Here is a 19,167-nt window from a genome sequence, read left to right as displayed (position 1 = left end):
CCCTGGGGAGGAGCGGCTCCTCCCGGCGGGGCGAGGAGGCCGCGATCGCTAGCCTGGCTGGATGCACCGTGCGCTCGCAGCCAGGTCCGATCGGGTCGTCGGCGCGCTCGCCGTGCTCGCGCTCGTCGCGGGCTCGGTGATCATCGGCACGCAGCGGGCGCGATACGAGCGCTACCTGTACATCTCCGAGCTCGGCGCCGTGCACATGCGCAGCGAGGAGTGGTTCCGCTGGGGGTTCGTGCTCGTCGTCGTCGGCATCGCGCTCGTCGCGTGGGTGCTGCGCGACGTGCGCTCGCGCGGGCGCGTCCTCGATCGCTGGCGGCCGGCGATCTCGCTGCTCGTCTCGGCTGCCTGGTTCCTCGTCGCATCGCAGGTCACCTGCACCGACGGGTGCCCTGCGCCCTTCACGCCCGGCTCGACGCCGCGCGACGCCGTGCACATCGCCGCGGCGGTGCTGGGGTTCGCGGCCGGCGCGTGGGGCATGGTGCAGCTCGCGACGGCCACCGATCGCTGGCTGCGCAGGATCTCGGCGGTCGGTGGCGTGCTCGTGGCAGGGTTCGCCGCGACGGGTGGCCTCATCTCGCTCGCACGCGGCAACACCGACGTCGGCTCGACGCTCGAGTACGTCGCCGCGGCGATCGGCGTCGCATGGCTCGTGACCGTGACGATCGTGCACCTGGTGCAGGGCCCCGCGACGGTGACGGTCCGCGGTCCCGACGCCTCGGCGGATGCGCGGCGTCGCGAGCGCGTCGACGCGGCTGGCTGACGCGGCGTCAGAGCCCGGTGAGGAACGAGCCGAGCTGCTCGCGGTACCAGGCCGTCACGGCTGCCGCGCCGTCGTCGCGCGCGGGCGAGACGAGCATGCGGCAGCGCAGCCCCGCCGCCCACTCCTCGGCGACGTGCAGCGGATGCACGGGGTCGCGCGGGCTCGCGAGCACGACCGACGGGGCACCGAGGTTCGCGAGCTCGCCCGGCGCGTAGGCGCGGTCGCGCGGGATCTCAAGCAGGCGCGCGCGGCGCTCCCATGCGTGCGGCTGCGTCACCTGCGACTCGAGCGCCGTCGCACCGGCGGGGGAGACGCTGCGCACCGCGTCGTAGACGCCGGAGGCTCGCAGGGCGGCGAGCGCGCCGCGCTGCCCGTGCCGCTCGAGCAGGTCGGCGACGACGGGGAAGACCGCGAGGTTCGCGGGCAGGGCCTCGTGCGTGAACGACGGCCGCAGGAATGCGACGCGGTCGATGGGGAAGCGGCCGGCGAGCGCGATGCGCAGCCCGATGGCCGCACCCATCGAGACCCCGACGATCGTCACGGGCGAGCCGTCGTGCTCGGCGGCGAGCGCATCCGCGCATTCGGCGGCGAGCGACGCGAGCGCGAAGTCGTCGCCGGTGCCGAGCAGCGTGCTCGCCCCGTGGGCGCGGACGTCGGGCGCGACGACGTGGCTGCGCAGGCCCTCGGGCAGGTACGCGAGCGCATTCGCGCGCGCGCCGCCGAGGCCGTGCAGCGCGAGGATCGTCATCGGGGCGCCTCGGCTCAGGCGGCGAGCAGCTCGAAGAGCCGGTCGGCGGTCGCCACGAGCCGGGCGATCTCGGCGTCGTCGCGCTCGACCCACTGGTAGCGGGGCGGGCCGACGGGCACGTACTCGTCGTGCTGCTCCCAGACGAACAGGGTGCGCTCGGCGCCCAGCACGTGCTGCTGCCACCAGATCTGCCGCAGGTAGGGCCTGGGGATGCGCGTGAGGTCCTTCATCGTCGTCTTGATCTCGGCGAGCACGAGGCCGTCGTCGGCGACGCCGTCGGGCGTCGCGAGGTGCCTGCGGTCGACCTCGGCGTGGAAGAGGGCGTTCGACGGTGCGATGGAGAAGTGATCGGCGACCCAGCGCGCGATGTGCGGCTCGCGGATGCGCCCGTGCTGCGTCGCGGCGTTGCCGCTGAACCACGGGCCGCGGCCCTGCTTCTCGAGCACGATGGCCGCGATCGAGCGCTCGGTCGTCATCCTGGCGACGTCGGTCGCCGTGACGCCCTTCGCGCGGGCGCGCAGCCACGCGATGCGGTCGCTCGATCGGCACAGGATGCGGTCGACGTGCGACGACCGCGCGGCCTCCTGCGCGACGACCTCGTCGAAGAGGTCGAGCACGGGATGGTCCATGCATCCATCGTGGCACCGACGGCCGACGCCGCCGAACGCACACGCCCTCAGCGCTGCGGCTCGACGACGAGGTTGCCGACCTTCGTGCCCGCGTCGACCTCGCGGTACGCGTCGACGATGGCGTCGAGGCCGCCGGCGCTGTGCACGACGGGGTCGAGGGATCCGTCGGCGACGAGCGCGAGCGCCCGCGCGAACGACTCGGGGCGCTCGGCGGCGGGACCGGCGACGACGGGGCCGCGCGCCGTGATCGTCTCGCCGAGCGTCGCGACGGCGAGCACGAGGCGCCCGCCGTCGGCGAGCAGGGCGAGCCCGCGGCGTCGATCGAGCGCGCCGGCGGCGTCGAGCACGACGTCGAAGCGCCCGAGGCTCTCGGGCGGCGTCGTGCGGCGGTCGTGCGCCTCGTCGGCGCCGAGCCTGCGGGCGAGCTCGAGGTTCGCGGCGCTCGCGAGCACGGTGACGTGCGCGCCGTGGATGCGGGCGAGCTGCACGGTGCTGGTGCCGACGGCGCCGGAGGCGCCGACGACGAGCAGCCGCTCGCCGGCGGCGAGCCGTGCGCGGCCGAGCACGAGGCCCATCGCGGTGCTGGCGCCGAAGAGGGCGCCTGCCGCTGCGACGTGCGCGACGCCCTCGGGCAGGCGCACGAGCCGGTCGGCGCGCACGCGCACGAGCTCGGCGTGCGCGCCCATGCGCACGCCGTTCATGCCCGCGACCGCGTCGCCGACGGCGAGCCCCTCGGCGCCGGGCCCGAGCGCCTCGACGACACCCGAGAGCGTGCCGCCGAGCACCGGTCGGCGCGGCCCGCGCAGCCCGAGGGCGAGTCGCCCCGGGAGTGCGAAGCCCGGTGGGAGGCGAGCGGCGCGGATCCGGGCGTCGCCTGCCGTCACGGCGGCGGCGTGCACGCGCACGACCACCTCCCGGCGCCCGGGCACGGGGTCTGGTCGGTGCACGACCCTCGCGACCTCCGGCGTTCCGTATCGCTTGACGACGACTGCGCGCATCCGACGCTCCCTTACACCTGTAAGCCCGATGCTCGGACTGTAGCCTTACATGCGTAAGTCGCGCAAGGAGGATCCGATGACGAGCAGGCGACCGCTCACGACGGCGCGCGTCGTCGAGGCCGCCGTCGCCGTCGCCGACCGCGGAGGGCTCCACGCCGTGAGCATGCGCAGCGTCGGCCGCGAGCTCGGCGTCGAGGCCATGTCGCTCTACCACCACGTCGCGAGCAAGGACGCGCTGCTCGACGCCCTCGCCGAGTGGATCTTCGAGCGCATGGACGCCCCGACCGACGCGCACGCGTGGCGCGAGGGGGTGGAGGTCCACGCGCGCTCGTCGCGCGCGGTGCTGCGTGCGCATCCGTGGGCGCTCGCGATCGTCGAGTCGCGGCGCTCGCCCGGGCCGGTGCTGCTGGAGCATCACGAGGCGGTGCTCGCGTGCCTGCTGCGCGAGGGCTTCCCCGTGCGGCTCGCGGCGAGCGCGTTCTCGGTCGTCGACGCCTACGTGCACGGCTTCGTCATGACCGAACGCACGCTGCCGTTCGATGCCGACGAGGAGGCGGCGACGGCGATGGCGGCGATGGATGCGGTCGCCTTCACGATGCCGAGCCTCGCGGCCGTCGCCGCGGCGTGGATCGAGGACCGCGCGGCCTACGCAGACCAGTTCGAGTGGGGCCTCTCGCTCGTGCTCGACGGCCTGGCGCATCGGCTGGAGGCCGCACGCGGGGCGTGACCCCTCGCGCGGTCGACGCCCGCTGAGTCGCGCATGCGAAGCGCATAGGAATGGCATAGCGTGGGTCTGGTCCGCCGCATAGGCCGCTCTGGCTGGATGGAGAGCATGATGGACACCGCTCAGCAGCAGCTCCGGGCGCAGCCGCGCCTCACGAGGCCCGACGGATCCCCGATCCGCGTCCTCGTCGTCGACGACGAGCAGTCGCTCGCCGATCTCGTCGCCATGGGCCTCAAGTACGAGGGGTGGGAGATCAAGACCGCCGCCAACGGGCAGCAGGCGCTGCAGGCGGTGCGCGAGTTCCGGCCCGACGCCGTCGTGCTCGACATCATGCTCCCCGACTTCGACGGCCTCACGGTGCTGCAGCGCATGCGCTCCGCGGGCTTCGACGTGCCGGTGCTCTTCCTCACCGCGAAGGACTCGCTCGACGATCGCGTCGCGGGCCTCACGGCGGGCGGCGACGACTACGTGACGAAGCCGTTCGGCCTCGAAGAGGTCGTCGCACGACTGCGAGGCCTCATCCGTCGCACCGCCGCGACGGCCGAGGAGTCGAGCGTGCTGTGGGTGGGCGACCTCATGATGGACGAGGACTCCTACGAGGTGCAGCGCGGCGGCACGCCCGTCGAGCTCACCGCCACCGAGTTCGAGCTGCTGCGCTACCTCATGCGCAACCCTCGTCGCGTGCTGTCGAAGGCCCAGATCCTCGACCGCGTGTGGTCGTACGACTTCGGCGGGCGCGCGAGCGTCGTCGAGCTCTACATCTCGTACCTGCGCAAGAAGATCGACACGCTCGGCGAGCCGATGATCCACACGGTGCGCGGCGTCGGCTACCAGCTGCGCGCGGCCCAGTGACGGTCGTGCCGTGACGTCGGCGCCGGCGTCGTCGCCGGACGCGCCGGCGCGCACGCGCGTCACGTCACGCTGGTCGCTGCGGCGACGACTGCTCGTCGCGGTCGTCGCCGCATTCGTGCTGCTCACGTCGTGCATCGCCCTCGCGAGCGTCATCGCGATGCGCGGCGTGCTGACGAGCCAGCTCGACGACGAGATCAAGGGCTCGATGCGCGCGGTCGCGGGCCTGCTGAACGGCACGCAGCTGCAGACGCAGCCGGCGCCCGACGGCGGCATCGCCGAGGGCACGACGTTCGCGCTCGTCGTCGACGGACAGGTGCGGCAGGCTGCGACGCTCTACAACTCGGGCAACCAGTCGGTCTCCGACGACAACCTCGACCGCCTCGTCGCCGCGTCGAGCGTGAACACGTGCCAGACCGCCTCGCTCCGCGAGGGCATGGGCGATGTGCGGGTGTGTGCGGTCACGACCGTCGACCAGTACGACCAGCCCAACGGCATGCTGCTCGTCGCGTCTCCGCTGCGTGGCACCTACCAGACGCTGCTCGCGCTGTCGTTCGTCATCGCCGTGTCGGTCTTCGTCGCCGCGCTGGCCCTCGTGGCACTCGGCGACGTGCTCATCCGACGTGCGCTGCGCCCCCTCACGAGCGTCATCGCCACGACCGAGCGCATCTCGCAGCTGCCGCTCGACACCGGCGAGGTGCGCATGTCGAACCGCGTGCGGGTCTCCGACCCCGCGAGCGAGGTCGGTCGCGTGACCGAGAGCGTCAACCGCATGCTCGAGCACATCGAGTCGTCGCTCGAGGCCCGCGCAGCGTCCGAGCGCAAGGTGCGGCAGTTCGTGGCCGACGCCTCGCACGAGCTGCGCACGCCGCTCGCCGCCGTGCAGGGCTACGCGGAGATCACCCGCAAGCACGACGCCTCGCTGTCGGACGAGGCGCGCGAGTCGCTCGGTCGCATCGAGGCGGCGGCGACGCGCATGGCGACGCTCGTGAACGACCTGCTGCTGCTCGCGCGGCTCGACGAGGGTACCGAGGTCGACCGCGGCGCCGTCGACCTGTCGCTGCTCGTCATCGACGCGGTGGCCGACGCGCAGGCCGCAGGGCCGGGGCATCCCATCGCGCTCGAGCTGCCCGAGGAGCCCGTCGAGGTCGTCGGCGACCTGATGCGCCTGCAGCAGGTCGTGGCCAACCTGCTGGCGAACGCGCGCATCCACACGCCCCCGGGCACGCACGTCGAGGCGAGGCTCTCGGTCGACGGCGCCGACGCCGTGCTCGAGATCGCCGACGACGGGCCGGGCGTGCCCGAGGAGCTGCAGGCGACGATCTTCGAGCGCTTCGTGCGCGGGGATGCCTCGCGGTCGCGCGCGGCGGGGTCGAGTGGCCTCGGGCTCGCGATCGTTCGCGCCATCATGTCTGCGCACGGTGGCTCGATCACGATGCGCAGCGAGCCGGGCGAGACGGTCTTCACCTTGCGCCTGCCGCTGCTGGACGAGACGGCTCAGGCGCCTCAGAAGACCTGAGCCTCAGGTCCGAGTTGAGTGTTGCTCGACACTCAGCGTCGCCATATGCTCCTCGTAGGCCGACCTCGTCGGCGGCGCCCGCCGATCCCTGCGCGCGCGATCTCCGATCCTGAGGCGATGCCATGCCCCGTCCCCTTCGCCGTGCGCTCTCCGCCGGCCTCGTCACGCTCCTCGCCAGCGCGGGGGTGGTCGGGCTCGGCGCATCCGTCGCCCAGGCCGATTCCACGCAGACCTTCAGCGGCACGCTCGCGACCGGCGACTCGACCTTCCAGCGCCCCGAGGCGTGCGATTCGCTCGGCACCCGCGGCCCGCAGTTCTACGACGCGCAGCCGTTCACGGTGCCTGAGACCGGCGGCTATCGCATCGAGATGACCTCGTCGACGTTCACGCCCGCTGGCGGCGCGCCCGTCCCCGGCGGCGACGGCTTCTTCGTGCTCTACGAGGGTGCGTTCGACCCCGCGGCGCCGACGGTGAACTGCGTCGACGTCGACGACGACGGCAGCGGCACGCTCCTGCCGCAGATCGACCGGCTCCTGACCGCGGGCGTCGCCTACACGCTCGTGACGACGCAGTACTCGGCGACCGCTCCGAGCGACAACGTCTTCAGCTACTCGACGACGATCTCGGGCGTCGTCCCCGCAGCGTCCATCGCGCTCGCTGCCGGCCAGCCCGAGGTCACGACCCCCGGTGAGCCCATCCGTCTCGCCGTCACGTTCTCCGAGCCCGTGACCGGCTTCGAGGCCGACGACGTCGACGTCGACGGGCGGTTCGAGGTCGCGCCCCAGGTCGTCGTGACCGGGTCGGGAGCCGACTACGTCGTCGAGCTCGACGGCGTCGAGGGCTACGGTGCCTTCGTCGTGCGCGTCGGCGCCGGCGCTGCGGTGGATGCCGCGGGCAACGAGACGCTGGGCACCGACGAGGTCGTCGCCTTCGTGGGCCCCGGCGTCACCGTGACCCCGCTCGAGGCGTCCACGAGCACGGGCCCCGCCGTCTTCGACATCGTGTTCGACGACGCGGTCGAGGGACTCGAGGCCGCAGACCTGCAGCTCGGTGGCACCGCACTCCCGTCGTTCGTCGAGCTGACGGGCGAGGGCGCCGAGTACCGCGCCACCGTCAGCGGCTTCGCGAACGCGGGCAGCGTGGACCTGACGGTGCCGGCGTTCGCCGCCGCGATCGTCTTCGACCTCGGCGAGGGCGGACGCTTCGAGATCCCGAACGCCGCGTCGAACACGGCGTCCGTCGCCTTCGCACCCGCGGGCCCGAGCGTGACCGTCGAGCAGGCGCCTGAGCAGGGCGACCCGACCTCGACGCTGCCGGTCGCGTTCGACGTGCGCTTCAGCGAGCCGATCGACGAGCTGCAGGCGTCCGACGTCGTGCTCGGCGGCACGGCGGGGTCGACGACCGTGTCGGTCGAGGCGGTCGCGGGCGACGCGCCCAACATGGCCTACCGCGTGACGGTCCTCGACGCCGCGCAGGCGGGCACCATCACCGTGTCCATCCCCGCGGGGGCCGTCGTGAACCAGGACCTCGTCGGCAACACGGCGTCGACGTCGGTCGACAACACCGTCACGTACGCACCGGTCGTCGCCCCGGCGCCCACCACGCCCGCGGCCCCGCCGGTCGCCGGCGCGGGCGGCACGCTGCCGCAGACGGGTGGCGAGCCCGGCATCCTCGTGGCGCTCGCGGCCATGCTGCTCGTCGCGGTCGGCGCCGTCGCCGCTCGCCGCGGCGCACGCATCACGCGCTGACACCAGGTCGCAGCCAGCGAGCCGGTCCCCGAGTTGCGGGGGCCGGCTCGCTGCGTCTACGATGGGGCCATACCCAAGACCGCTGGTCATCGGCGTGCGCGCGAGTGCTCGTCGGCGAAGGTGGATCCGAGAGGATCCCGGCCCGCGCAGGTGTGAATCCCAGCAATGGGCCGAGCTCCGTGCGCGATGCGCCGGAGCTCTTCTCGTCTCCTCCTGCGGACCAGCATCCGATCAAGGAGCACCATGGCGAACAAGGAGACTGCGGTCGCCGAGCTCTCGACTCTGTTCGAGGGCTCGACTGCCGTCCTGCTCACCGAGTATCGCGGGCTCACGGTCGCGCAGCTGAAGACGCTGCGTCGATCGATCGCCGAGCACGCAACCTACGCCGTGGTGAAGAACACGCTCACGAAGATCGCCGCCAACAGGGCTGGCATCTCGGCGTTCGACGACAGCCTCCAGGGGCCGTCGGCGATCGCCTTCGTGCACGGCGACCCCGTCGCCGTCGCGAAGTCGCTGCGTGACTTCGCCAAGGCGAACCCTCAGCTCGTGGTGAAGAACGGCTACTTCGACGGTAGCCCGCTCACCGCTGAGGACGTCACCAAGCTCGCCGAGCTCGAGTCGCGGGAGGTGCTGCTGGCGAAGCTGGCCGGTGCCTTCAAGGCCTCGCTGTTCGGTGCGGCGTACATGTTCCAGGCGCCCCTCGCGCAGGCGGTTCGCACCGTCGACGCGCTCCGGGCCAAGCAGGAGTCCGCAGCCGAGTAGGGCTGTGGCTGAATCACAGGAGAAGAGATGGCAAAGCTGTCCACCGAGGAGCTGCTCGAGCAGTTCAAGGGCCTCACGCTCATCGAGCTGAGCGAGTTCGTCAAGGCGTTCGAGGAGACCTTCGAGGTCACCGCAGCCGCCCCCATGGCCGTCGCCGCAGCCCCCGCTGCCGGTGGTGCCGGCGACGCCCCCGCCGAGGAGGAGAAGGACGAGTTCGACGTCGTCCTCGAGTCGGCCGGTTCGGCGAAGATCCAGGTCATCAAGGTCGTGCGCTCGCTCACGTCGCTCGGCCTCGGCGAGGCCAAGGCGCTCGTCGACGGTGCTCCCGCCAACGTGCTCGAGGGCGCGAAGAAGGAGGACGCCGAGAAGGCCAAGGCCGACCTCGAGGAGGCCGGCGCGACGGTGACCCTCAAGTAGTCACCCCGTTCCTCGCGAAGCCCCGCACCGTCTCGACGGTGCGGGGCTTCGTGCATGCGCACGCGGGTCGTGCGCGGCGGCGAATGGCGCGTACGCTCGACGGATGCAGCCCACCGACGTCGTCGACTGGCGCCGCCGCGTGTTCGCGATCTACGCGCAGGTGCGCGCGGCCGCGACCCCGCAGGACGGCCATGACCTCTGGCGGCGCGAGCGCGACGCGCTGCTGCGCACGCATCCGGCGTCTCCCGTGTCCGAGGAGGAACGGGCGTCGATCGTCGGCGCCGACGTGGCGCCGTACGACCCGGCATGGCGCTTCGAGTGCGCGATCGAGCCGTCGGACGGCGAGCGGTGGGACGTGCAGACCGGCACCGACGGCGTCGTGCCGTTCGAGCGCTGGGCGACCGTGACGATCCCGGGCGTCGGCAGCCTCGACGTGTGGCGGCTGCGCTCGTACGGCGGAGGCCTGTTCGTGCCCGTGCGCGATGCGCTCGCCGGCCGCGACGGCGGCACGTACGGCGGCGGGCGCTACCTCATCGACACCGTGAAGGGCGCCGACCTCGGGATGGACGGCGGCACGATGGTCGTCGACCTGAACTTCGCGTACGCGCCCTCGTGCGCCTACGACCCGTCGTGGGCGTGCCCGCTGCCGCCCGTCGGCAACCGGCTCGACGCGCCCATCCCGGTCGGCGAGCTGCACCCGCTGCGACGCGCGTAGACCGCGGCGGCATGTGCCGCTGCGCGGCGCGGCACGTCGCATCCGGCCGCGTCTGACCGCTCGCGTGCACATGTCACCGACGCACCAGGGCAGGATCGACCCATGGACCTCACGCTCGAGCACGCCCGCGCCCTCGACGCCGCCGATCCGCTCGCGGCGCATCGCGACGCGTTCGTGCAGGCCGACGACGCGATCTACCTCGACGGCAACTCCCTGGGGCGCCTCCCGCGCACGACGCTCGCCGCCGTCGCCGACGTCGTCGAGCGGCAGTGGGGGAGCGGGCTCATCCGCTCGTGGCCCCGATGGCTCGAGGACGCGCGCGCGACGGCCGACCTGCTCGGCCGCGTCGTGCTGGGCGTCGAGCCCGGGCAGGTGCACGTGGGCGACTCGACGACCGTGAGCCTCTACCGCCTCGCCGTCGCGGCCGTGCGCGCGCGGCCGGGCCGCACGCGCATCCTCGTCGAGGCCGATGCGTTCCCGACCGACCTGTACGTGCTCGACGGCGTCGCGCGCGACCACGGCCTCGAGCTCACGCGCATCCACGCCCCGATCGACGACGGCGTGCGCGCCGAGCACCTCGCGCCGCACCTCGACGAGACCGTCGCGCTCGCTTGCCTCAGCCACGTCCACTACCGCTCGGGCGCCCTGCTCGACCTCGCGGGGCTCACGACGCTCGTGCACGACGCCGGTGCGCTGACGCTGTGGGACCTGTGCCACTCGGCGGGTGCCGTCGAGGAGCCGCTCGCGGCCTCCGGCGCCGACCTCGCCGTGGGCTGCACCTACAAGTACCTGAACGCCGGCCCCGGCGCCCCCGCCTTCTCGTACGTACGCGCCGACCTGCTGCCGAGCCTGCGCTCGCCCATCCAGGGCTGGTTCTCGCAGGCCGACCAGTTCGCGATGGCGCCCGACTACGACCCCGTGGCCGGCATCGACCGCATCGCGGCGGGCACGCCCGACGTGCGCGGCATCGCAGCCGTGCGCGAGGGCGTGCGCACGATCGAGGCCGCCGGCGTGCCCGCGCTGCGCGAGAAGGGGGCGGCGCTCGGCGACTGGGCGATCGCGCTCGCCGACGCGTGGCTCGCGCCGCTCGGCTTCCGCGTCGCGAGCCCGCGCGACGCAGCGCTGCGCGGCGCGCACGTCGTGCTCGAGCATCCGGAGGCGTGGCAGGCGTGCCAGGCGTGGATCGACGCGGGCGTCATCCCCGACTTCCGCACCCCCGACCGCCTGCGCATCGGGCTCGCGGCGCTCACGACGTCCTTCGAGGACGTGTGGACGGGGCTCGACCGGCTGCGCGCGATCGTGGCGTCGGGCACGCACCTGGGGTACCCGACCGAGCGCGGCCGCGTGACGTGAGCCGCCGCCCGTCGGCAGGCGGAGCGGCCGGGCGCGCGCGGCGCAAGCCTGGGACGTGGAGCGGCGGGCGCTGCGAGGATCGGGGCATGCGGATGCGTGGGCTCGAGGTCGACCGATGAGGGCCGCGCTCGTGCTCGGCACGCACCTGCTGCCGCGCCATCCGGTCGTCGACGACCCGGGCACCGACGTCGTGCTCGTCGTCGAGTCGGCGGCGCTGTTCGAGCGGCTGCCGTACCACCAGGTGAAGATCGCGTTCCTGCTCTCGGCGATGCGTCATCACGTGCGCGACCTGCGCGCACGAGGGGTGCGCGTGGAGACGATCGGGCTCGACGACGGCCTGTCGTTCTCCGAGGGGCTCGCGACGCTCGTCGAGCGCCACGGCATTACCGAGCTCGCGTGGATGCGCGCCGCCGATCGTGGCACCGACGACCGCATCCGCGCGACGTGCGAGCGGATCGGCATCGCGCACCGCACGGTCGCCGACGCCATGTTCCTCACGCCCGAGGCCGAGCTCGACCGCTGGTATGCGGAGCACGAGCACGCGCGCATGGAGGACTTCTACCGCTGGCAGCGGCAGCGCCTCGACGTGCTCATGCACGGCGAGACGCCCGTCGGCGGCCAGTGGAACTACGACCACGACAATCGCGAGCCGCTGCCGAGGGGCGGGATCGAGATCCCGCCGCTGCCCGAGCCGCGGCACGACGAGCTGACGCGCGCGACGATCGACGAGGTGCGCTCGCGCTTCGCGAGCCACCCGGGCGACGCGCGCGACCTGTGGCTTCCCGTGACGCGACGCAGCGCGCTGCGCTGGCTGCAGCGGTTCGTCGACGAGCGGCTGCCGTCGTTCGGTCGCTACGAGGATGCGATGCAGCGCGACGAGCCCGTGCTCTTCCACTCGGTCCTGACGCCCATGCTCAACGTCGGGCTCCTGCATCCGCAGGAGGTGGTGGATGCCGTGCTCGAGCGGGGCGGCGACGTGCCGCTCGCGTCGCTCGAGGGCTTCCTCAGGCAGATCGTCGGCTGGCGGGAGCACATGCGCGGCATGTACCGCGCGCATCCCGAGCTCGAGCACGCGAACGCGCTCGAGCTCGATCGCGAGCTCGAGGACTGGTGGTACACGCTCGAGGACGTGCCGCTCACGCTGCCCGAGCCCGTGCGCGTCGTGCTGCAGCGCGTGCACGCCCTCGCCTACGCGCACCACATCGAGCGGCTCATGGTGCTCGGCAGCTGGATGCTGCTGCAGGGCTACGCGCCGCGGTCGGTGAACCGGTGGTTCCTGTCGCTGTTCGTCGACGCGTACCCGTGGGTCATGGTGCCGAACGTCATGGGCATGAGCCAGTTCGCCGACGGCGGCATGGTGGGCACGAAGCCGTACGTGTCGGGCGGTGCGTACCTGCAGCGCATGGGCAGGTGGTGGGGCTCCGACCGCGCGGCGCGCGACTCGGCGTTCACGGATGCGTACTGGGCGTTCCTCGAGCGGCACGAGGACGTGCTGCGCGGCAACCACCGCCTCTCGCGGCCGCTCGCGCAGATGCGGCAGCGGCGCGCGGAGCGCGGCGGCTGACGACGTTCGTCGCACGATGGCGGGTGGGGGTCGCGGAGCGGCTGCGGCCGGAATCGCGTGTGCGGGGAGGGGATGAGGTGAGATCCGTCGTCTCTCGTCGACGAAGCGGGTCGAACGCATGTCGATGATGAGTACCGCGACACCGACGCGTTCATCGACGAGATCCCGCAGGCGTACAAGCCCATCGACCAGGTCATGGCCGACGCCGCGGACCTCGTGCGGGTGCGGCACACGCTGCGACAGCTCGTGAACGTGAAGGGCGACTGACGCGCGGCCCATCCGGCGGGGCTCCGGCCTCGCCGGACGGGGTCGACGGGCGGTGAGATGCGCACGTGAGCGGGGCGGCGCGGCCGTGCGCGGTCTGCCGGGCGCCCAGCGTGCACATCTCGCCGGCTCGTCAGGCGGTGACCGCCTCCACGACGACGGGAGCGCCCGTGAAGGCGACGTGCACGGCGTCGCCGGGCTCGTGCACCTCGGAGGCGTCGTGCTGCACGGCGACGATCGTCCCGTCGCCGAGGTCGACGGTCGTGCGCCGGATCGACCCGAGGAAGGCGCTCGTCACGACGGTCGCCGCGATGCCCGCGGCGGCGAGCCGCACGTGCTCGGGGCGCACGAGCGCGACGCCGGCGCCCGCAGCAGGGGAGCCGAGCACCGGCAGGCGCTCGCCGCGCACGGCGAAGCCCGACGCATCCACCGTGCCGGGGACGCGGTTCGAGAGCCCGACGAAGTCGGCCACGAACGCGTTGGCGGGCGTGCGGTAGAGCTCCTCGGGCGTGCCGATCTGCTCGATGCGGCCCGCGCGCATCACGGCGACGCGGTCGGCGACCGCGAGGGCCTCCTCCTGGTCGTGCGTCACGAACACCGTCGTGATGCCGAGCTCCTGCTGGATGCGTCGGATCTCGTCACGCAGGCTCACGCGCACCTTCGCGTCGAGGGCCGACAGCGGCTCGTCGAGCAGCAGCAGCCGCGGCCGCGTCACGATCGCGCGCGCGAGCGCCACGCGCTGCTGCTGCCCGCCCGAGAGCTCGTGCGCGAAGCGGTCGCCCAGCTCGCCGAGCCCGACGAGCGCGAGCCCCTCGGCGACGCGCGCCTCGCGCTCCGCCCGCGCGATCTTGCGCATCCGCAGGCCGTAGCCGACGTTCTGCGCCGCCGTCATGTGCGGGAAGAGCGAGTACGCCTGGAACACGATGCCGATGTCGCGCCGCTCGATCGGCGTCGGCGAGACGTCGACGCCATCCATGAGGATCGCGCCCTCCTCGATGTCCTCGAGGCCTGCGAGGCAGCGCAGGGCCGTCGTCTTGCCGCAGCCGGAGGGGCCGAGGAGGGCGACGAGCTCGCCGGGCGCGAGCGTGAGGTCGACGCCGTCGAGCGCCGTGTGGGTGCCGTAGCGCTTCACGACCCCGTCGAGCTCGATCGTCGTGGCGGCGTGCGGTGCGGTGACGGTCATGCGCGTCGTCCGATCTTCTTCTTCGTCGTCTGCGGTCTCGTGCGCGGCTGCCCGCCGCCGGCGATCGCGATGACGAGCAGCAGCACGAACGCGAACGCGAGGGCGACGAGCGACACGATGACCGATGCGTACGCATCCGCCTGCTGGATCTGCACGAGCGCCGTCTGCAGGACGATGCGGTTGAGGAGCGCCGCGATCGTGTACTCCCCGAGCACGATCGCGACGGTGAGGATGCACGCGGTGAGGATGCCGCGGCGGATGTTGGGCACGACGATCTCGACGAGCGTGCGCCCGAACCCCGCGCCGAGCGACCGCCCGGCCTCGGTGAGCGTGCCGACGTCGACGAGCCGCAGCTCGGCCTGGATGGCCCGGTAGGCGAACGGCAGCGCGACGACGGCGTAGGCGAGCGCCAACGGCCACGCCGACGAGCCGACGACGCGGGCGATGCCCGAGTAGACGGGTGCGAGCCCGACGACGAGCACGATCGCGGGGATCGAGATCGGCAGGATCGTGACGAGCTCGAGCCACCGCTGCAGCCGGGGTGCGCGGAGGCGCACGAGCACCATGGTCGGCACGAGGATCGCGACGACGAGCGCCGCCGTGACGACGGAGAGGCCGAGCGACGCCCCGATGCCCTCGCCGAGCATCCGGTACGTGCGCGAGCCGGAGGCGAGGCCCTCGCCGAGCGCGATCCACCGATCGAACGTGACGCCGTCGCGCGTGCGGATCGTGAAGTCGACCATCGCGACGAGCGGGACGGCGAACAGCGCGCCCACGAGGCCGAGGATCGCCCAGCGCGCCCACGGCGCCGGCGCGACGTCGGATGCGCGGCGGCTCATCGCTGCCACCGCTCGGTGCGGCGCTGCAGCAGCGAGTAGCCCCACATGAGCACCGTCATGATGACGATCATCGCGAGCGCCAGCGCGCCTGCGAGCCCCTCCTGGCCGAGCACGGTCTCGGAGACGAGCGCGCCGCGGATCTGCAGCGTCACGATCTGGCCGCCCTGGCTGATGAGCGCGGCGGCCGTCGCGAACGACGAGAACGAGTTCGCGAACAGCAGCACGAGGCTGCCGAGGAAGGCGGGGGCGAGCACGGGGCCTCCGACGTGGAGCCAGTAGGCGGCGCGCGTGCCGCCGAGCGAGGCGTTCGCCTCCGCCCACTGCGTGCGCAGGCCGTCGACGGCGGGCATGAAGGTGATGACCATGAGCGGGATCTGGAAGTACAGGTAGGGGAGGATGAGGCCGGGCACCTGGTAGAGCCAGACGCCGCCCTCGTAGATGTCGATGCCGAGCGCGTCGCGCATCCACACGGTGACGAGGCCCTGGATGCCGATGGTCGCGATGAACGCGAACGCCAGCATCACGCCGCCGAACTGCGCGAGCGTGCCCGACGCGGCATCGACGATGCGGCGCAGCAGATGCGTGGGCGGCATGCCCAGCAGGGCGAGGCACACGAGCGCGCCGACGACGGCGCCGATGACGGCGGTGAGCGCCGAGATCCAGATCGACGCCCACAGCGACGCCAGCACCGACGGCGAGCCGATCGCCGCGATGGCGTCGAGGGTGAGGCCGTCCTCGCCGACGAACGCCGACGCGACGGCGATCGCGGTCGGGACGGCGAGGAAGCCGAGGACGAGGAGCGCGAAGGGAGCGAGGCCGAGCGCGGTGCCGAGCGTGTGCCCGGCACCGCGACCCGTGCCTACTGGATGACGGTCGCCCACTGCTCGGCGACGAGCGCCGAGGCGGCCTCCGCCTGCTCGGAGGTCAGCTGCACGAGCTCGGCCGGCGGGGTGCCGACGGCCTCGAGCGCGTCCTGGTCGACGGTGCCGTCGTCGATCATCGACTGCAGGCGCACCGGGAAGGCGCCGGCCTCGAGCCAGATGTTCTGCGCCTCGTCGGAGAAGAGGAACTCCTGCCACAGGCGCGCAGCGGCCGGGTGCGGCGCGTCGGCGTTGATGGCCTGGTTGTAGTACGAGCCGAGGGCCTGGCCCTCGGGGATCCAGATCTGCCAGTCGCGCTGACCCTCGAGCGCGACCTGGTTCGCCGCCTCGATGTAGGACCAGTTGATGACGACGGGCGTCTCGCCGGAGGCGACGGTCGCGTTCGTGGCGTTGAGGGGCAGGAAGTTGCCGGCGGCGCTCAGCTCGGCGAAGAAGTCGATGCCCGGCTGCATGTCGTCGGGCGAGCCGCCCGACTGCAGCGCGGCGAGCTGCACGCCCGCGAGGGCGGCGCCGGCCTGCGTCGGGTCGCCGTTCAGCGCGACCGAGCCCGAGTAGTCGGGGCCGAGGAGGTCCTCCCACGACTCGGGCGCGGGCACCGCGTCGGCGTCGTAGGCGACCGACATGATGCCCGTGTAGTCGTTGACCCACAGGCCCTCGGGGTGCCGGTTCTCCTCGGGGATCGAGTCCCAGGTCTCGACCTGGTACGGCGCGAACATGTCCTCGTTGGCGAGCGCGACGGCGGCGCCGAGGTCGAAGACGTCGGGGGCGGTGTCCTGGCCCGCGAGATCCTCGGCGGCCGTGATCTCCTCGGCGCTCGAGGCCTCGGGGTTCGCCGAGACGATCTCGATGTCGTAGGTCTCCTCGAAGGCGTCCATGATGGCGCCGTAGTTCGCCCAGTCCTCGGGGAGGGCGATGACGTTCAGGGTGCCCTCGGCCTCGGCGGCCGCGACGAGGCCCTCGAGGCCGCCGAAGTCCTCGGCGCTCGTGGCGGTGGAGGCGTCGACGTCGGGGACCTCGGCGTCGGCCTCGGCCGACGACGAGCAGCCCGCGAGCGCGAGGGCCGCGATGGTGAACGCGGCGGGGGCCGCGAGGTGCTTGAGACGCATGGTGCTCCTTGATGCTCGGGCGCCCCGCGGGGCGCCTCGGGAACCGTGGCAGCGAGCGGTGTCTCGTCCGTGAACGGACCGTGGACGGTGAGCGACCCTCACCTTGCGGATCGCCGCCGCGCACGGGCGCGAGCCCGTCGGATGGGGGGTGCGAGCGTAGCCCTCGCCGACCGCGACCGCCACGGGGCTTCGCGACGACAGCGGAGTCGGGAGCGTGGACGCAGGAGCCTCGAGCGATCGGGGCTCGGGCGGAGGAGGACGCGCATGAAGGCCATGACCTATCGGGGGCCGTACACGGTCCGCGTCGAGGAGAAGCCGGATCCGAGGATCGAGCATCCCGGCGACGCCATCGTGCGCGTCGACCTCGCGGCGATCTGCGGCTCGGATCTGCACCTGTTCCACGGCATGCTGCCGGACACCCGCATCGGGCACACGTTCGGCCACGAGTTCATCGGCACCGTCGAGCAGGTCGGGTCGTCGGTGCAGAGCCTGCAGGTGGGGCAGCGCGTCATGGTGCCGTTCAACATCTACTGCGGGTCGTGCTTCTTCTGCGCTCGCGGCCTGTTCTCGAACTGCCACAACGTCAACGCGAACGCGACGGCCGTCGGCGGCATCTACGGCTACTCGCACACCGCGGGCGGCTACGACGGCGGGCAGGCCGAGCTCGTGCGCGTGCCCTTCGCCGACGTCGGCCCCTCGGTCATCCCCGAGGGCATCTCCGACGAGAACGCGCTCATGCTCACCGACGCGTTCTCGACCGGCTACTTCGGCGCGCAGCTCGCCGACATCGTCGAGGGCGACACCGCGGTGGTCTTCGGAGCCGGGCCCGTCGGGCTCGCCGCCGCCCGCTCCTGCTGGCTCATGGGTGCCGGACGCGTCATCGTCGTCGACCACCTCGAGCACCGCCTCGAGAAGGCGAGGACGTTCGCGTACGCCGAGACCGTGAACTTCGGGCACGTCGACGACATCGTGCTCCACCTGAAGCGCGCCACCGACGGGCTCGGCGCCGACGTCGTGATCGACGCGGTCGGCGCGGAGGCCGACGGGCACGTGCTGCAGCACGTCACCTCCGCCAAGCTCAAGCTGCAGGGCGGCTCGCCCGTCGCGCTCAACTGGGCGATCGACGCGGTGCGCAAGGGCGGCACCGTCTCGATCATGGGCGCATACGGGCCCCTGTTCAGCGCCGTGAAGCTCGGCGACGCCGTCAACAAGGGGCTGACGCTGCGCACCAACCAGGCGCCGGTGAAGCGCCAGTGGCCGAGGCTGTTCGAGCACATCCGCGCCGGGCACATCGACCCGAGCGCCATGATCACCCACCGCATCCCGCTCGACGACATCGCCGAGGGATACCACATGTTCTCGGCGAAGCTCGACGGCAGCATCAAGACCGTCGTGCAGGTGTCGGGCTGATGCCCGCGCTCCGTCGACCCGATCTCGCAGGAGAGCCCCATGCCGTACACCGCTGACAAGCCGGGCGCCGTGCCCGACGCCGACGAGCTGCGCGCCCGCATCCCCGGCTGGGGCGCCGACCTCGACCCTGCCGACCGACCCGCCGTCCCGCGCGAGCAGCCCGGGATCCGCACGGGTGCGCGATGGCGGCTGCCGGAGCAGCAGGCGGGGGAGGAGGGCCGCGAGCGCTCCGTCGAGCATCTGCGGGTCACGCCCGTGTTCGGCACGGCGCAGCCGCTCTCCGGCGTCTCGGGAGCCATCCGACGGTTCGCGTACGAGCGCTACAGCGAGGGGCAGACGGCCCACTGGATGCTGCTCGTCGTGGGCGATCGCGTCGAGACCCTCGGCTCGCGCGTGCGGTCGCTCGCGACGCTGCGTCCCGACCAGCCCATCACCCAGACGGGCGTGCTCGGCGAGCCGCGGATGCATCCCATCCGCTCGCGCACGCAGTCGGGGCGCGTCGACGGCAAGCACGCCTGGATCGATCCGCTGCTCGTCGCCGGCCCGTGGGTGCTCGGAGCCCTCGGCGTCGTGGGCGTCGCTCGCGCCATCGCCCGGCACCGCTGACCCCGCGCGGGCGGCAGCACGACGCCACCCGTCGCCGGGCGCCTCGAACCCGCCGTTCGCCGCTCGCGAGCGTGGACGCCGCCGCC

At 72.9% G+C, this 19,167-nt stretch carries 19 protein-coding genes and 1 pseudogene; 13 read left to right on the top strand and 7 right to left on the bottom strand.

The genetic code is table 11. The features are described from left to right. Positions 1-61 precede the first annotated feature (61 nt). On the top strand, positions 62-766 hold the full coding sequence (locus ACFQPP_RS10720) for a DUF998 domain-containing protein (protein ID WP_376916576.1): 705 nt from the start codon (positions 62-64) through the stop codon (positions 764-766). Positions 767-773: 7 nt separating this feature from the next. Here ACFQPP_RS10720 and ACFQPP_RS10715 read toward each other — a convergent pair whose 3' ends face one another. The 3 genes from ACFQPP_RS10715 to ACFQPP_RS10705 are packed head-to-tail and all read right to left on the bottom strand — an operon-like array spanning position 774 to position 3,072. Beyond that, positions 774-1,514 carry an alpha/beta fold hydrolase gene (locus ACFQPP_RS10715; protein ID WP_376916575.1) on the bottom strand — a complete coding sequence of 247 codons (741 nt, stop codon included), beginning with the start codon at positions 1,512-1,514 and terminating at the stop codon, positions 774-776. Between the two features lie 14 nt (positions 1,515-1,528). Beyond that, positions 1,529-2,143: a YqaJ viral recombinase family protein gene (locus tag ACFQPP_RS10710; protein WP_376916574.1), complete on the bottom strand. Its 615-nt coding sequence runs from the start codon at positions 2,141-2,143 to the stop codon at positions 1,529-1,531. Between the two features lie 47 nt (positions 2,144-2,190). Continuing rightward, entirely contained in the window at positions 2,191-3,072 is an 882-nt protein-coding gene (locus tag ACFQPP_RS10705; protein ID WP_376916573.1) for an NAD(P)-dependent alcohol dehydrogenase, read from the bottom strand. Between the two features lie 145 nt (positions 3,073-3,217). Between ACFQPP_RS10705 and ACFQPP_RS10700 the strand changes: the two genes are divergently transcribed. From ACFQPP_RS10700 to ACFQPP_RS10655, 10 genes and pseudogenes are all read left to right on the top strand, one after another. Continuing rightward, positions 3,218-3,868, top strand: a complete 651-nt coding sequence (locus tag ACFQPP_RS10700; protein ID WP_376916572.1) for a TetR/AcrR family transcriptional regulator — start codon at positions 3,218-3,220, stop codon at positions 3,866-3,868. A 105-nt stretch (positions 3,869-3,973) separates the two neighbouring features. Next, the gene (locus tag ACFQPP_RS10695) at positions 3,974-4,717 is read left to right on the top strand and encodes a response regulator transcription factor (RefSeq protein ID WP_144720706.1); all 744 of its coding nucleotides are present in this window, start codon (positions 3,974-3,976) and stop codon (positions 4,715-4,717) included. 10 nt (positions 4,718-4,727) lie between these two features. Continuing rightward, positions 4,728-6,233 (top strand): sensor histidine kinase, encoded by a 1,506-nt coding sequence (locus ACFQPP_RS10690; RefSeq protein ID WP_376916571.1) that lies wholly within the window; start codon positions 4,728-4,730, stop codon positions 6,231-6,233. A 122-nt stretch (positions 6,234-6,355) separates the two neighbouring features. Next, positions 6,356-7,981 (top strand): LPXTG cell wall anchor domain-containing protein, encoded by a 1,626-nt coding sequence (locus ACFQPP_RS10685; RefSeq protein ID WP_376916570.1) that lies wholly within the window; start codon positions 6,356-6,358, stop codon positions 7,979-7,981. 243 nt (positions 7,982-8,224) lie between these two features. Beyond that, on the top strand, positions 8,225-8,743 hold the full coding sequence (gene rplJ / locus ACFQPP_RS10680) for a 50S ribosomal protein L10 (RefSeq protein ID WP_376916569.1): 519 nt from the start codon (positions 8,225-8,227) through the stop codon (positions 8,741-8,743). 27 nt (positions 8,744-8,770) lie between these two features. Next, on the top strand, positions 8,771-9,160 hold the full coding sequence (rplL, locus tag ACFQPP_RS10675; RefSeq protein WP_376916568.1) for a 50S ribosomal protein L7/L12: 390 nt from the start codon (positions 8,771-8,773) through the stop codon (positions 9,158-9,160). A gap of 103 nt (positions 9,161-9,263) precedes the next feature. Further along, a complete protein-coding gene (locus ACFQPP_RS10670; RefSeq protein WP_376916567.1) occupies positions 9,264-9,875 on the top strand; it encodes a DUF1684 domain-containing protein in 612 nt (203 codons plus the stop codon). Between the two features lie 102 nt (positions 9,876-9,977). Next, a complete protein-coding gene (locus ACFQPP_RS10665) occupies positions 9,978-11,228 on the top strand; it encodes a kynureninase (RefSeq protein WP_376916566.1) in 1,251 nt (416 codons plus the stop codon). A gap of 115 nt (positions 11,229-11,343) precedes the next feature. Then, positions 11,344-12,792 carry a cryptochrome/photolyase family protein gene (locus ACFQPP_RS10660; protein ID WP_376916565.1) on the top strand — a complete coding sequence of 483 codons (1,449 nt, stop codon included), beginning with the start codon at positions 11,344-11,346 and terminating at the stop codon, positions 12,790-12,792. Between the two features lie 111 nt (positions 12,793-12,903). Next, a pseudogene (locus ACFQPP_RS10655) lies at positions 12,904-13,059 on the top strand (RtcB family protein); the annotation flags it as partial. A 130-nt stretch (positions 13,060-13,189) separates the two neighbouring features. Here the strand turns inward: ACFQPP_RS10655 and ACFQPP_RS10650 are convergent. From ACFQPP_RS10650 to ACFQPP_RS10635, 4 genes are read right to left on the bottom strand one after another with little or no spacing between them, the layout of a single operon-like run. Beyond that, positions 13,190-14,239 (bottom strand): ABC transporter ATP-binding protein, encoded by a 1,050-nt coding sequence (locus ACFQPP_RS10650; protein WP_376916564.1) that lies wholly within the window; start codon positions 14,237-14,239, stop codon positions 13,190-13,192. Continuing rightward, positions 14,236-15,078 (bottom strand): ABC transporter permease subunit, encoded by an 843-nt coding sequence (locus ACFQPP_RS10645; protein ID WP_376916563.1) that lies wholly within the window; start codon positions 15,076-15,078, stop codon positions 14,236-14,238. The genes ACFQPP_RS10650 and ACFQPP_RS10645 overlap by 4 nt, the downstream gene beginning before the upstream one ends. Beyond that, positions 15,075-15,959: an ABC transporter permease gene (locus ACFQPP_RS10640; RefSeq protein ID WP_376916562.1), complete on the bottom strand. Its 885-nt coding sequence runs from the start codon at positions 15,957-15,959 to the stop codon at positions 15,075-15,077. The genes ACFQPP_RS10645 and ACFQPP_RS10640 overlap by 4 nt, the downstream gene beginning before the upstream one ends. Further along, complete coding sequence (locus tag ACFQPP_RS10635; protein ID WP_376916561.1) at positions 15,938-17,065, bottom strand: ABC transporter substrate-binding protein; 1,128 nt, start codon at positions 17,063-17,065, stop codon at positions 15,938-15,940. The genes ACFQPP_RS10640 and ACFQPP_RS10635 overlap by 22 nt, the downstream gene beginning before the upstream one ends. A 264-nt stretch (positions 17,066-17,329) precedes the next feature. Here ACFQPP_RS10635 and ACFQPP_RS10630 point away from each other — a divergent pair, with 264 nt between their 5' ends. Beyond that, positions 17,330-18,475 carry a zinc-dependent alcohol dehydrogenase gene (locus ACFQPP_RS10630; RefSeq protein ID WP_376916560.1) on the top strand — a complete coding sequence of 382 codons (1,146 nt, stop codon included), beginning with the start codon at positions 17,330-17,332 and terminating at the stop codon, positions 18,473-18,475. 39 nt (positions 18,476-18,514) lie between these two features. Beyond that, positions 18,515-19,081 (top strand): hypothetical protein, encoded by a 567-nt coding sequence (locus tag ACFQPP_RS10625; RefSeq protein WP_376916559.1) that lies wholly within the window; start codon positions 18,515-18,517, stop codon positions 19,079-19,081. Positions 19,082-19,167 lie beyond the last annotated feature (86 nt).

The sequence above is a fragment of the Agrococcus sp. GCM10030265 genome (genome assembly GCF_042666675.1).
Classification (GTDB): domain Bacteria; phylum Actinomycetota; class Actinomycetes; order Actinomycetales; family Microbacteriaceae; genus Agrococcus.
This window is presented reverse-complemented; position numbering and strand designations above follow the sequence as displayed.

What these genes read in the sequence shown, in the direction of transcription:
- ACFQPP_RS10720 (WP_376916576.1), top strand. Translation starts at nt 62, where the DNA reads ATGCACCGTGCGCTCGCAGCCAGGTCCGATCGGGTCGTCGGCGCGCTC.
- ACFQPP_RS10715 (WP_376916575.1), bottom strand. Translation starts at nt 1,514, where the DNA reads ATGACGATCCTCGCGCTGCACGGCCTCGGCGGCGCGCGCGCGAATGCG.
- ACFQPP_RS10710 (WP_376916574.1), bottom strand. Translation starts at nt 2,143, where the DNA reads ATGGACCATCCCGTGCTCGACCTCTTCGACGAGGTCGTCGCGCAGGAG.
- ACFQPP_RS10700 (WP_376916572.1), top strand. Translation starts at nt 3,218, where the DNA reads ATGACGAGCAGGCGACCGCTCACGACGGCGCGCGTCGTCGAGGCCGCC.
- ACFQPP_RS10695 (WP_144720706.1), top strand. Translation starts at nt 3,974, where the DNA reads ATGATGGACACCGCTCAGCAGCAGCTCCGGGCGCAGCCGCGCCTCACG.
- ACFQPP_RS10685 (WP_376916570.1), top strand. Translation starts at nt 6,356, where the DNA reads ATGCCCCGTCCCCTTCGCCGTGCGCTCTCCGCCGGCCTCGTCACGCTC.
- rplJ (WP_376916569.1), top strand. Translation starts at nt 8,225, where the DNA reads ATGGCGAACAAGGAGACTGCGGTCGCCGAGCTCTCGACTCTGTTCGAG.
- rplL (WP_376916568.1), top strand. Translation starts at nt 8,771, where the DNA reads ATGGCAAAGCTGTCCACCGAGGAGCTGCTCGAGCAGTTCAAGGGCCTC.
- ACFQPP_RS10670 (WP_376916567.1), top strand. Translation starts at nt 9,264, where the DNA reads ATGCAGCCCACCGACGTCGTCGACTGGCGCCGCCGCGTGTTCGCGATC.
- ACFQPP_RS10665 (WP_376916566.1), top strand. Translation starts at nt 9,978, where the DNA reads ATGGACCTCACGCTCGAGCACGCCCGCGCCCTCGACGCCGCCGATCCG.
- ACFQPP_RS10660 (WP_376916565.1), top strand. Translation starts at nt 11,344, where the DNA reads ATGAGGGCCGCGCTCGTGCTCGGCACGCACCTGCTGCCGCGCCATCCG.
- ACFQPP_RS10650 (WP_376916564.1), bottom strand. Translation starts at nt 14,239, where the DNA reads ATGACCGTCACCGCACCGCACGCCGCCACGACGATCGAGCTCGACGGG.
- ACFQPP_RS10645 (WP_376916563.1), bottom strand. Translation starts at nt 15,078, where the DNA reads ATGAGCCGCCGCGCATCCGACGTCGCGCCGGCGCCGTGGGCGCGCTGG.
- ACFQPP_RS10635 (WP_376916561.1), bottom strand. Translation starts at nt 17,065, where the DNA reads ATGCGTCTCAAGCACCTCGCGGCCCCCGCCGCGTTCACCATCGCGGCC.
- ACFQPP_RS10630 (WP_376916560.1), top strand. Translation starts at nt 17,330, where the DNA reads ATGAAGGCCATGACCTATCGGGGGCCGTACACGGTCCGCGTCGAGGAG.
- ACFQPP_RS10625 (WP_376916559.1), top strand. Translation starts at nt 18,515, where the DNA reads ATGCCGTACACCGCTGACAAGCCGGGCGCCGTGCCCGACGCCGACGAG.